Annotated in this window: 3 protein-coding genes (1 of these 3 cut by a window edge); all 3 read left to right on the top strand. The window is 74.7% G+C overall.

Annotation, left to right across the window (positions count from 1 at the left end; all coding sequences use genetic code 11):
- Tightly spaced (each overlapping or abutting the next), the 3 genes in view from QCD66_RS35035 to QCD66_RS35045 form a layout consistent with a single transcriptional unit that may run on beyond the window.
- Nucleotides 1–3,636: the 3' portion of an amino acid adenylation domain-containing protein gene (locus QCD66_RS35035; protein ID WP_375733181.1), read on the top strand. The gene continues 453 nt to the left of window position 1, outside the view; 3,636 of the gene's 4,089 nt are visible here — the last part of the coding sequence; its start codon lies off the left edge, out of view; its stop codon occupies nt 3,634–3,636.
- Nucleotides 3,636–12,806 (top strand): amino acid adenylation domain-containing protein, encoded by a 9,171-nt coding sequence (locus QCD66_RS35040; RefSeq protein ID WP_407566941.1) that lies wholly within the window; start codon nt 3,636–3,638, stop codon nt 12,804–12,806. The genes QCD66_RS35035 and QCD66_RS35040 overlap by 1 nt, the downstream gene beginning before the upstream one ends.
- Entirely contained in the window at nt 12,803–13,558 is a 756-nt protein-coding gene (locus QCD66_RS35045; protein ID WP_375733179.1) for a thioesterase II family protein, read from the top strand. The genes QCD66_RS35040 and QCD66_RS35045 overlap by 4 nt, the downstream gene beginning before the upstream one ends.
- Nucleotide 13,559 lies beyond the last annotated feature (1 nt).

The following is a 13,559-nucleotide window of genomic DNA, read 5'->3' on the forward strand; positions in this document are numbered from 1 at the left end:
GGCGGGCTGCCCGACCCGGAACGGCGACGGCGGGCCGACGAGGCCGTCGAAGCCGACGCGCGGGCACCGTTCGACCTGGCCACCGGGCCGCTGCTGCGCAGCAGCCTGCTCCGGCTCGCCGACGACGAGCACCGCTGGCTGCTCAACGTGCACCACACGGTGGCCGACGGCTGGTCGATCGGCATCCTGATCGGCGAGGTGACCACGCTCTACGGGGCGTACGCGCGGGGCGCGGCGAGCCCGCTGGCGGAGCTGCCGATCCAGTACCCGGACTACGCGCTGTGGCAGCGCCGGCACCTGGCCGGTGGCGAACTGGAGCGCCAGCTCGGCTACTGGACCCGGACCCTGGCCGGGGCGCCGGCCCTGCTGGCGCTGCCGACCGACCGGCCCCGGCCGGCGGTGCAGCGGTATCGCGGCGACTGTCACGGCGTCGTGGTCGGTGCCGACGTGCTCCACGGCCTGCGGGATGTCGGCCGGGCCGGCGACGCGACGCTGTTCATGACGCTGATGGCCACCCTGTCGGTGCTGCTGTGGCGTTACAGCGGCCAGGACGACGTCTGCGTCGGAACCCCGTTCGCCAACCGCAACCACCGTGCGGTCGAGGGCCTGATCGGCCACTTCATCAACACCGTGGTGATCCGTAACCGGCTGGCCCCGGGGCAGCCGTTCGCGGCGTTGCTGGCCGACGTACGCCGGCACCTGCTCGACGCGTACGCCCATCCGGACCTGCCGTTCGAGCAGCTGGTGGACGCGCTGAAACCGGAGCGGCACACCAGCTACTCGCCGCTGTTCCAGGTGATGCTGGTGTTGCAGAACATCCCGCGCGGGCAGGTGGACCTGCCGGATCTGGCGCTGCGGCCGCTGGCGAGCAGCACCGGCGCGGCGAAGTTCGACCTGTCGGTCGAGGCGGCCGAACAGGCCGACGGGCTGCATCTCACCTTCGAATACAACACCGACCTGTTCGACGCGGCGACGGTCGCCCGGATGGCCGACCATTTCGTACGCCTGCTCGGGCAGGTGGCCGCCGACCCGTCGGTGCCGGTGGGTGCGCTGCGCCTGCTCGGGCCGGCCGAGCGCCGGCGGCAGGTGGTCGACTGGAACCGCACCGGGCGGCCCGTGACCGTGTCCAGCCTGGTTGAGCGGTTCGGGGAGCGGGCGCGGCGGCACCCGGACCGGCTCGCCGCGGCCGGTGCCGGCGGGCGGCTCGACTACGGCACGCTGGACCGGCGGTCGAACCGGCTGGCGCACGCGCTGATCGCCCGGGGCGTACGTGCCGACCAGGTCGTCGGCCTGCACGCGGGGCGCGGCGTCGAACTGGTCGTCGCGATCCTGGGCATCCTGAAGGCCGGCGCCGCCTATCTGCCGCTGGACCCGACCCTGCCGCCGGCCCGGCTGGCCGGCATGGTCGACGACGCGGCACCGGTGCTGGTGCTCGCCGACGGTGCCGGGGCCGGTTCCGGGACCGGCATCGCGGCCGAGGGCATCACGGTCGAGGACATCGTCTCGGTCGAGGCGGAGGGGCGGTCGGACGCGCCGCCCGGCGTCGCCCCGCATGCCGCCGACCTGGCGTACGTGATCTACACGTCCGGTTCCACCGGTCGGCCGAAGGGGGTCGCGGTCGCCCACGGCAGCATCGCCAATCTCCTCGACCACTGGGTGTCGCGGCTGGGCGCCGTACCCGGCGAGGCGGCGGCACTGTGGTCGAGCATCGGCTTCGACGTCTCGGTGCAGGAGATCTTCCTGCCGCTGACCACCGGTGGTGCCCTGCACCTCGTACCGGAGGAGGTGCGGGCCGATCCGGCCGCGCTGATGGGCTGGCTGCGCGAGCACCGGGTGGTGCAGGCATACCTGCCGCCGGCCTTCGTCCGGTGGCTCGACGAGGACCCGGCCCGGCTGGCCGGGCTGGCGCTGCGGCAGCTCCTGGTCGGCGTGGAGCCGCTGCCGGAGCAGGGCCTGCACCGGATCCAGGAGGTCCTGCCCGGCCTGCGGGTGCTCAACGGGTACGGGCCGACCGAGACCGCCGTCTACAGCACCGCCTACCTCGGCCCGCGGCCGCTGGCACGGCAGTGCCCGATCGGCCGGCCGCTGGCCAACACCCGCGTCTACCTGCTGGACGAGCGGCTGGAACCGGTGCCGGTCGGGGTGACCGGCGAGATCTACATCGGCGGTGCCGGACTCGCCCGCGGCTATCTGGGCCGGCCGGCGCTGACCGCCGACCGGTTCGTGGCCGACCCGTTCGTGCCCGGCGAACGCGTCTACCGCACCGGTGACCTGGCCCGTTTCCTGCCCGACGGTGACATCGAATACCTCGGCCGGCGGGACAACCAGGTCAAGCTGCGGGGATTCCGGATCGAGCTGGGCGAGATCGAGGCGGCGCTGCTCGACCGGCCCGACGTACACGAGGCGGTGGTGCTGGTCGACCGGGACGCGGCCGGCGAGCCACGGCTGGTGGCCGGGGTCGGCCGCGGCGAGGCGACGCCGCTGCTGCACAGCGAGTGGCGGGCGGCACTGTCGCGACGGCTGCCCGGCTACATGATCCCGGCGCAGTTCGTGGAGCTGCCGCACCTGCCGCAGACCGCCAACGGAAAACTCGACCGGGCCGAACTGCTGCGGCTCGCGCGGGTGAACATGCCGTGGCAGGTCAACCTGGCCAGCCCGCGCGACCAGATCGAGCTGACGCTCTACCAGATCTGGAAGCGGCTGCTGCTCCAGCCGGACATCGGCATCAGCGACTCGTTCTTCGACATCGGCGGCACCTCGATCTCGGCGATCAAGCTGGCACACGCCGTCGGCGAGGAGTTCGGCGTGCCGCTGCCGGTGCACGAGATCATGCTGCACCCGACGATCGAGGCACTGGGCGGCCGGCTGCGGCGGGGCACGTCGGGTAGGCCGCCGAGCAACCTGATCGAGTTCCGGGCCGGCGACGGCGGCGCCCGGGTGATCTGCGTGCACCCGGCCGGCGGCACCGCGTTCTGCTACCTGTCGCTGGCCAAGGCCCTGCCCGAGTCGGTCGGCGTGTACGGCATCCAGTCGCCGGGGGTGAACCCGGGCGAGGAGTTCCTGCCGACGGTCGAGGCGATGGCCGAGGCATATCTGCGCCAGGTCGAGCCGTTGCTGTCCGGGCCGGTCGTCCTCACCGGACTGTCGTACGGCGGGCTGGTGGCGTACGAGATGGGCCGGCGGCTGGCGCTGGCCGGGCATCCCGGGCTGAGCGTGGTCCTGCTGGACACCCTCGGCACGGACGACCCGGCCCATCGGGCCGCGATCGAGCCGGTGGACATGGCCGAGTTCCGGGACAAGCTGATCAAGTTCAACGGGATGTATCCGGGGATCGACGACCGGCAGATCGACCAGTACCACCGGATCTACAACCACAACCGCACCACCATGCGTGACTATCCGACGCTGCCGTCGCCGGCCCGGTTGGTGCTTCTGCAGGCGACCGCCGGGCGCGGCGAGGACTTCCTGGCCGAGGTACGCGGCTTCTGGCGGCGGCGCGGCGCCGACTTCCGGCTGGAGCAGGTGCACTGCGACCACTGGGACATCCTGGAGAGCGCGGAGGTGCTCCGGGTGGCCGGCCTGCTGCGCGACGAACTAGACCGGATTCCGGCCCGGCAAGCCGTACGGGAGGCGTGATGGAGCCCGGCCTCGCCCGCGCGGTGCTCGCCCAGGCGCGCCGTACGCCGGACGCGGTCGCGGTGTCCGACGGCGACCGGCGGCTACGGTACGCCGACCTGGACGCCGGGAGTGCCGCCGTCGCCCGGTCGCTGCGGGCCGCCGGGGTACGCCCCGGGCAGGCGGTCGCGGTCCGGCTCCCCCGTTCCTGGCAGCTCGTCTGCGCGATGCTCGGCATCCTGCGGCTGGGCGCGACGGTGGTGCCGCTGGACCGGCAGAGTCCGCCCGATCGGCAGCGCCACATGCTGCTCGACGCGGCGGTCACCGCCCTGGTCCACGGTTCCGACGGAGCCGGCGACCTGCCCGACGGCGTACGGCCGCTGCCGGTCGACGGGCTGTTGCGCGCCGGTGGGGAGCCGCCGCCGGAGGTGGCGCCCGCACCGGTCGCGTTCCTCTTCTACACCTCGGGCACCACCGGTCGGCCGAAGGGCGTCGAGGTACGCGACGCCGGCATCCTGCGGCTGGCCCGGCCGGGCTACATCGAGCTGCCGCCGGCGGCCCGGTACGCCTGCATGTCGAACCCGGCGTTCGACGCGTTGAGTTTCGAGGTCTGGGTGCCGCTGCTGACCGGCGGCCGCTGCGTGGTCCTCGGCGACGAGACGGTGGCGACGCCGCACCTGCTGGCCGCCGCGCTGCGGGCCGAGCGGGTGGACACGGCGTTCATCACGGTGGCGCTGTTCAACGCGGTGGTCGATCGGGTGCCGGACTGCTTCGCCGGGGTCGGTCAGGTGCTGGTCGGCGGCGAGCAGCTCAACGCGCGGCTGATCCGCCGCTGGTACGACGCCAACGCGGCCAGCGGCACCCGGCTGTTCAACGTGTACGGCCCGACGGAGGCGACGACGTTCGCCCTGTGCCATCCGATCCCGCGCGACTTCGCCGGGGAGGTGGTGCCGATCGGTGGAGTGCTGCCGGGCACCGACGCGCTGCTGGTGGTCGACGGTGGCCGGGTCGCCGGGCCGGGCGAGGTCGCCGAGCTGTATCTCGGTGGCGAGGCGCTGGCGGCCGGCTACCGCAACCTGCCGGCGGAGACGGCCGGCAGGTTCGTCCGGCTGCCGTGGCTGGACGAGTCGGTGGAACGGTACTACCGCACCGGCGACCTGGTGCGGCAGGACACCGCCGGCCGGATCGAATACGTCGGCCGGGTCGACCGGCAGGTCAAGGTCCGTGGTTTCCGGGTCGAGCCGGGCGAGGTCGAACGGCAGATCGTCACCCATCCGGCGGTCCGCCAGGCGTACGTGTGCACCCGGCGCGGGCCGCTCGGGGTGAACGAGCTGCTGGCCTATCTGGTGGCCGGTCCCGATCTGTCCTTCGTGGATCTGGATCGGCATCTGGCGGCGGCGCTGCCGGCGTACATGCGGCCGCACCGGATCCATCTGGTCGACGCCCTGCCGCTGAACGCGAACGGCAAGGTGGACCAGGACGCGCTGCTGGGCCGCGACGATCCGCCGTGGCGGGGCGACGACGACGGTACGCCCGCGACGGCGTGGCAGGCCGAGGTGCTGGCGCTGGCCGGCGAGGTGCTGGGCGTACCGGACCTGCGGCCGGGCGACCGGTGGATCGCCAGCGGCGGCGATTCGCTGAAGGCGCTGCGGCTGCGCTTCGAGGTCCAGCGGCGCTGGGGTGGGGAACTGTCGCAGGCGACGGTCCTGGGCGGCGACTTCGCGGAGCTGGCCGCCGCGATCGACGCGGCCCGGGGCGTGGCCGGTTCGCCGTATCCGGTGCCGGCCGCCCCCGCCCGTGCGCGGTCGGCGCCGGCCACCTCCGAGCAGCAGCGGCTGTGGCTGCTGCAGCAGCGGTCGCCGGGGTCCGGGGCCTATCACGTCGGGTTGGCGTTCGAGCTGCGCGGCCGGGTCGACGTCGCGGCGCTGCGGCAGGCGCTGCGGCGGGCGGTGGTCCGCCATCCGGCGCTGCGGACCGGGTTCCGGGCCGCGCCCGAGGGACTGCTCCAGGAGGTCGGCGCCCCCTACGACCCGTGGGCCGCCCCCGGGCCGGAGCCGGACGACGGCTGGCAGGATCGGGCGCGGGCGCTGTTCGCCGTACCGTTCGACCTGGCGCGGCCGCGGATGCTGCGGGCGTACTGGCTGCCCGGCGACGACGGCGGGACGCTGTTGCTGCACCTGCACCACATCGCCGTCGACGGCTGGTCGCTCGACGTGCTGTTCGGCTCCCTGTCCGCCGACTACGCGGCAGCGCTGGCCGACCCATCGCCGGGGGCCGGACCGTCGGCCGAAGCTGCGACGGACGCCGACACCGGCACGAGCGTCGACACCGGGACGGACGTGCCGACGCCGCTCGACTACGCCGTCTGGCAGGCCGACTGGTTCGCCCGGCCGGCCTATCTGGCGCGACGGGCCGCGCTGCGGGACCACTACGCCGGGATCGACGAGGTCGCCGCGCCGCTGCGACCGTTCCGGAACGGGGCCGGCGACCACCTGCTCCAGACCTCGGTCGACACCGTACGCCGCAGTGCGCTCGACCGGGTCGGCGCGGAGCTGGGGCTGACCCGCTTCCATCTGCTGCTCGCCTGCTTCGCGTGGGCCGTGTACGGCGTCACCGGCCGGACCCATCCACGCGTCGCCAGCCCGGTCGCGAACCGGCCGGTGCGCGACTTCGCGCCCAGCGTCGGGATGTTCGCCAACACCGTGCTGCTGCCGCTGGCGTTGGCGCCCCGCGAGGAACTGCGCACCCAACTGCTGCGGCAGGCCGCCGCCCTGCGCCCGGTGCTCGCCGCCCAGGACGTGGCGCTCGCGCACGCCGTCGAAGACCACGACTTCGGCGCCGACGCACCGCTGTTCGACTTTCTCTTCGTCCTCGACAACACCGACTTCTCCACGCTGGCGCTGCCCGGCTGCGTGGCCCGGCCGGTGTGGCTGGCCCCGGCCGGCACCAAGTGCCCGCTCACCCTGTCGGTGGTCGAGCACGATGCCGGGTTCGACTGCCTGTGGGAGTACGCCGGCGACCACTTCGACGGGGCCGACGTGACAGCGCTCGTCGACCTCTTCCGGCAGGGCCTCGACGCGCTGGCCGGCGGCGGCACGTCCACCCTGGCCGACCTGGTGCGGGCGCACCGGGGCGGGCTGCCGGAACCCGGCCGGGGCGAGTCCGCCGAGCTGGCGTACGTGACGGTGGCCGAGGGCTTCGCCCGGCGGGTACGCGCCGACGCGGCGGCCACGGCGCTCGTCGCCGGTGACCGCCGGCTCAGCTATGCCGAACTCGACGGGTATGCCGGCGGTCTCGCCGCCGAACTCGCGCAGCGGTATCCGGCGCCCGCCGGGGACGCGGCCGTCGCGCTGTTCTTCGAGCCGTCGGTCGAGCACGTGGTGGCGCTGCTGGCGCTGGCCCGGCTCAACCTCACCATCGTGCCGCTCGACCGGGCGTATCCGCCGGCGTTGCTGCGCCAGATCCTCGCCCAGGTCGACCCGCTGTGCGTGCTGCTGGCACCCGGTGACGAGGCCGCCCTCGACGCCATCGACGCGGGCGCCCACGCCCGCCACCCGGTCGTACTGGCCCGCACCGCCACCCCACCCGCGCCGTCGTACGCCGGCCGGCCGCTCTACACGCTGTTCACCTCGGGCTCCACCGGCACGCCGAAGGGGGTGCGGGTCGGCGACGCCATGCTGTGCAACCTGCTGCGGTGGCAGGTCGAGGCCGGTGGCCTGGCCGGACGGGCGGCCACCCTCCAGTTCTCGATGCTCTCCTTCGACGTCTCCTTCCAGGAGATCTTCGGCACGCTCTGCGACGGCGGCACCCTGCACCTGCCCCGACGCGGCTGGCGGCAGGACATGCCGGCGCTGCTGGAGCACCTGGACAGCGCCGGCATCGAGCGGATCTTCATGCCGTACGTCGCGTTGCAGCTCCTGGCCGAGCACGGGGTACGTCTCGGCCGGTTCCCGGCGCGGCTGCGGGAGGTGGTCACCGCCGGCGAGCAACTGGTGTGCACCGACAGCATCCGGCGCTGGTTCGCCGGGCTGCCCGGCGCCCGCCTGTTCAACCACTACGGGCCGACCGAGACACACGTGGTCAGCAGCCTGTGCCTCGACGGTGACCCGGCCGGCTGGCCGGTCCGGCCGGCGATCGGGCGCCCGATCGCCAACATGTGGCTGCGGGTCGTCGACGGGGCCGACGAGGTCGTACCGCCGGACTGCCCCGGGCAGCTACTGATCGGTGGGCCGCTGGTGGCGCCGTGCTACCTGGGCGACCCGGCGCTCGACGAGGCCCGGTTCGTCGAGCTGCCCGGCCTCGGCCACTTCTTCCGCAGTGGCGACCAGGCCCGGTTCGACCGCGACGGCCTGCTGCACTATCTCGGCCGGGACGACCAGCAGGTCAAGGTGAGCGGCCACCGGCTGGAACTGGGGCAGGTCGAGGCGGCGCTGCTGCGGCATCCGGCGGTCGTCAACGCGGTCGTCGTACGCGACGGCGAGCACCTGGTCGGCTGCCTGGAATGCCGGACCGCCCCGCCTGGCGCGGAGGAACTGGCCGACCACCTGGCCGGGCTGCTGCCCGCGTACGTGCGCGTCGACCGCTTCCGGTACCTGCCCGAGTTGCCGCGTACGGCCAGCGGCAAGCTGGACCGCCGCCGGGCGCTGGCCGCGCCGGGCGAGGAGTTGCGGGCGCGGCCGGTCTCGGCGCCGGTCCTGTCGGCGCTGGAGGCGCGGCTGGCCGGGCTGTTCGAGGAGGTGATCGGGGTGTCCATCGGTCCCGATCAGCGCTTCTTCGACGGCGGCGCGGGCAGCCTCGGCCTGATGCGGTTCCACCTCCGGTGTGTCGCCGAGGGGTTGCCGCTGACCATTCCCGACCTCTTCGAGCACGTCACCATCCGTCGGCTGGCCCGGTTCCTGGAGGGAGGGCCCGCGCCGGCACCCGTCGCCGCCGTGAACGGGCCGGCGGCGGACGAGCCGGTCGCGGTCGTCGGGATGGCCGTACGGCTGCCCGGCGCGGCCGACCTGGCCGCCTTCTGGGCGATGGTGGCGGCCGGCGAGCGTGGGATCGAGCACTTCGACGCCGCCGACGGCCTCGTCGGGGCCCGCAGCCAGCTCGCCGGGCCGCTCGCCTTCGACCCCGGGCACTTCGGCATCAGCCGGTCCGACGCGCGGCTGATGGACCCGCAGCAGCGGCACCTGCTGATGAGCTGTGTCGAGGCGCTGGCGCACGCCGGCATCGCCGACCCGGCCGGGCAGCGGGTCGGCCTGCTCGCGAGCTGCGGCGAGAACACGTACTTCCAGGCCATGCTGCGCGAGGGCGACCCGGCCCGGCTGCCGGACGAGTTCCAGTTGGCGCTGCACCACGACAAGGACTTCCTCGCGACGAAGGTCGCCTACCACCTGGGCCTGACCGGGCCGGCCTTCACCGTGCAGGCGGCCTGCTCGAGTTCGCTGGTGGCCATACACGTCGCCGCCGGCCTGCTGCGCCAGGGCGACAGCGACGTGATGCTGGTCGGCGGGGTGCTGGTCGACCCGCTGCTGACCGGCGGCTACCGCTACCGGCCGCAGCACATCTTCTCGCCGGACGGGCACTGCCGGCCGTTCAGCGACGACGCCGCCGGCACCGTCGGCGCCAGCGGGGTCGGCGTGGTGGTCCTCAAGCCGCTGCGGCTGGCCCGGCGCGACGGCGACACCGTCTACGCGGTGGTCACCGGATCGGCGGTCAACAACGACGGCGCCGACAAGCTCGGCTACACCGCCCCGTCGATCCCCGGGCAGCGTGAGGTGATCCGCGCCGCGCTGCGCCGCAGCGGTCGGTCCAGCGCCGACCTGGGCTACGTCGAGGCGCACGGCACCGGCACCGAGTTGGGTGACCCGGTCGAGGTGGCCGCGCTGCGCCAGGCGTACGACCTCGCCGAGTCGGGCCGGTGCGCGCTCACCTCGGTGAAGAGCCAGATCGGCCACCTCGGTGCGGCGGCCGGCGTCGTCGGCCTGGTCCGCGCCGTCCTGTCCATCCATCATGGACTGATTCCGCCGAACCTCGACTTCCGGCGCCTCAATCCACGGCTCGGCCCCGACCCGGCGCCGTTCTACGTACCCGCGACGGCGCGCCCCTGGCCGGACGGGCGGCCGAGGGTGGCGGCGGTGAGCAGCTTCGGCATCGGCGGCACCAACGCCCACCTGGTCGTCGAGGCCGCCGAACCGGCGGTCCCCCGGCCGCCGGCCGACGTACCGGTGGTGGTGCTCGCCGCCAGCAGCGCGGTCGCCCTGCGCGCCGACGCCGGCCGGATCGCCGACTACCTCGCGGCCCGGCCCGACACCTTCCGGCAGGTGCTGCGCCACCTGCAGGCCGGCCGCCCCGCCGGTCGCTGGCGGATGGCGGCCGGGTGCGCCGACGCGGACGCCGCCGTGGCCTGGCTCCGGACCGCCGCCGCCGAGGTGACGCCCGTGGAGGCGGCACCGGTGGAGGCAGCACCTGTGGATGCGGTGCCCATCGAAGCGGCGCCCGTGGCGGCAGCGCCCGTCGAGGTCACCGGGCCGGCCGCGGGGCTGGTCGCCGCGTGGCTGGCCGGCCAGGCTATCCGCTGGCCGGCCGGGCCGGCACCGGCTCCCTGGGACTTCCCGCCGCCGTCGTTCGAGCTGGCCGACTTCGACTTCGCCCGGGCCACACCGCCGGCCGGACCGCCGCCGGCCGGACCGGATCCGGCGTCGTCGGTGACCGGACCGCTGCCCGCGCCGGTGGCCGGGCCGGCAGGGAAGGAGTGGCCGGCGCGGCTGCCCGAGGCGGAATGGCTGCACCAGCCGCACTGGGTCCGGTGGCGGCACGCCGGCCCTGTCGACGTACGCCGGCCGGTGACGCTGGTCGTCCTGGCGGCCGAGCCGGTTCCGCCGGCCGCGATACGCGCGTTCGGGGCGGCCTACGACCGGGTGGTGACCGTCGTCGCCGCCGACCGTTTCAGCCGGGCGGCACCGGACAGCTACCGGGTCGACCCGGCCGACCCCGACTCGCTGCGCCGGCTGCTCGACGCGCTGGCCGGCGCCGACATCGACTGGCTGCACGCGCTGCCGCTGGCCGTCACCGGACCGGTCGGCCCGGACTCGTTGGACCGCGCCTACTGGGCCTGCGTCGACACGCCGGCCGCGCTGCTGGCGGCGGTCGCCGGCCGGCCGGACCGCCACCGGGTGCGGGCCTGGTGGCTGTCGTACGACGCCCAACCGGTGACCGGCGACGTACGCCGGCCCGAGTTGGGCCTCCTGGCCGGGATCTGCGAGGTGGCTCCCCAGGAATCCGCCGTCGACGGCCACTGGCTCGACCTGCCGAGCCGCGACCCGGCGGACTGGGCGCCGGCCCTGTCCGCGCTGGCGGACCTGTCGGCGAGGTCGGATCTCCCGGTGGAACCGGCGCCGCCCCGGCGGCTCGCGCTACGCGACGGCTACTGGTGGGAGCAGGCCCTGTTGCCGGTACGCCCGCCCGCCGGCCCGGCGCCGCTGCCGGCCGGACCGGCCGTGTACGTGGTCCTCGGTGGCACCGGCGGCATCGGGGGGAGCATCGCCGCGTGGCTGCTGGAGCAGGGCGACTGCCGGGTGATCCTGCTGGCCCGCCGGGGTCACCTCCCGGCCGGGCTGGCCCCGTGGGCCGACCGGGTCGACGTCGTGGCGGCGGACCTCGCCGAGACGCCTGCCGACGAGCTGGTGGCCCGGCTCGACGCGTACACGCGGCGCGTCGACGGGGTCGTCCACGCCGCCGGGGTCGCCGCCGGCGGGCTGGTCGCCCGGCGGGACCCGGCCGCGATGCGGCTGGCGACGACCGGCAAGATCCGCGGCGCGCTGCTCGTGGAACGGATCGTCGCGCACCACCGGCCGGCGTTCGCGGTCTACTGCTCCTCGATGTCGGCGCAGTTCGGCGGGGTCGGCCAACTCGACTACGCCGCCGCCAACGGACTGCTGGACGGGTTCGCCCGGCACCGCGCGACCGGGAGCGGGGCCACGGCGCGGGTCGTCGTCGACTGGGACGTCTGGCACGAGGTGGGCATCGCCCGGGACGCCCTGCCGACCGACGCCCGGCACCGGGCGCACCTGGCGGTCGGCCTGTCCGTCGCCGAGGGCCGGCGGCTGTTCGCGGACGCGCTGCGGCTGCGGCTGCCGCACCTGCTGGTCTGCACCACGGCGCTGGACGAGGCGCGGGGGTTCTACGCCCCGCCGGCCGTGGCGCCGGTCGCGGTTCCGGTCGTGGCGTCCCGGTCGGCCACCGACGAGCTGACCAAGTGGCTGTGCCACTGGCTGGATGTCGACCGGCTCGACCCGGCCGCGTCGCTGTACGACCTCGGCGCCGACTCACTGCTGTTGCTGGATCTGGTCGACGAGGTGAAGGAGCGATTCGGCGTCGGCCTCGCCCTGTCCCAGCTGAGCCACCGGGTGAGCCTGAACGAGGTGCTGGATCTCCTCGGCGAGACGTCCCCGGCCGACGGTTCGGCCGTACCGCTGGAGGTCTGGCAGGCGGGCCACGGCCGGACGCTGCTCTGCCTGGTCCACCCGGTCGGCGGCGACATCCAGGCATACCGGTCGCTGGTGTCCGAACTCGATCCCGGGCTCACCGTCTGCCTCGTCGCCGATCCCGCGCTGGAGCACGCCGACCAGCCGGCCTGGTCGCTGACCGAGCGGGCCGCGCACTACCACTCCGCGCTGGAGGCGCGCTTCCCGCGCGACGAGTGGCGCTGGCGGCTCGCCGGCTGGTCCTTCGGTGCCTGGGTGGCGCTGGCGATGGCGGCGCGGGCCGAGGCCGAGGGGCAGCCGGCCGACGAGGTCTACCTGCTCGACCCGCCGCCACCGGACGCCGGCCCGACCTTCCGGGCGTACGACGACGAACGTCTCGAGGCGCTCTTCGCCCACGAGTTGGGGGCGGTGTCGGGTGCCGGCCCGGCCGCGACGGCGTACGTCGACGGGTTGGCCCGCTGCTGCCGGGCCAACCTGGCGAGCATGGCGGACCACACCCCGCCGAGGTTGGCGGCCACGCCGGCCCGGCTGTGGCTGGCGGGCCGCCCGACGGCCGGGCTGCCGGTCCTCGGCGCGCCGGACGAGCAGGCCCGGCGGTGGCGGGCCCATCTGCCCACGCTGGCATCGTGGCATCGCGTCGACACCACCCATTACGGCATCGTCGAGCCGGAGACGGCCCGTACGGTGGCCGGCATCATCAACGAGGCGACGCGATGACTGTTGATCAATGGTTCTGCCGGGCATCCGATGTGGAGGCTCCGGCGCGGTTGTTCTGCTTCCCGTTCGCGGGCGGCAACGCCGCAGCTTTCCTGCCCTGGCAGCGGTTGCTCGGCCCGGACGTCGAGCTGTGGGTCGCGCAACTGCCCGGCCGGGGCGCCAGGCTGCTGGAGGAACCGCTGGACGACCTGGACGAACTGGTCGCCCGGCTGGCCGACGCGGTCGCCGAGCGGGCCGACCGGCCGTTCGCCCTCTTCGGGCACAGCCTCGGCGCGCTCGTGGCCTTCGAGGTGGCCCGGGCCCTGCGCCGGAACCGCCGGCCCGTCCCGGGAAGCCTGTGGGTCGCGGGTGCCGAGGGGCCGCAGACCCGGTCGATCGAGCAGCCGTTGCACGACCTGCCCGACGCGGAGCTGGTCGAGGCACTGCGCGACTACGGCGGCACCCCGCCCGAACTGCTCGACGATCCGGAGATGATGGAACTGCTGCTGCCGGGGCTGCGCGCCGACCTGGCGCTGGACGAGCGCTACACATACCGGGCCGAGGCACCGCTCGACCTGCCCGTACACCTGTTGCTCGGGGACCGGGACCCGCACGTGGAGCCGGCTCGCACGGCGGGCTGGGCGCGGGAGACCAGCGGCCCCCTGCACCGGCAGGTCTTCCCCGGCGAACACTTCTTCCTCTTCCCGCACCAGGTCACCATCACCGCGCTGCTGGCGAAGGTGCTGGCCGCCGATCCCCTGGCGGCGCGATGAA

Source organism: Polymorphospora sp. A560, from assembly GCF_045781765.1.
GTDB classification, from domain to species: Bacteria; Actinomycetota; Actinomycetes; order Mycobacteriales; family Micromonosporaceae; genus Polymorphospora; species Polymorphospora lycopeni.

Coding starts and splice junctions, on each gene's coding strand:
- QCD66_RS35040 (WP_407566941.1), top strand. CDS start 3,636: ATGGAGCCCGGCCTCGCCCGCGCGGTGCTCGCCCAGGCGCGCCGTACG.
- QCD66_RS35045 (WP_375733179.1), top strand. CDS start 12,803: ATGACTGTTGATCAATGGTTCTGCCGGGCATCCGATGTGGAGGCTCCG.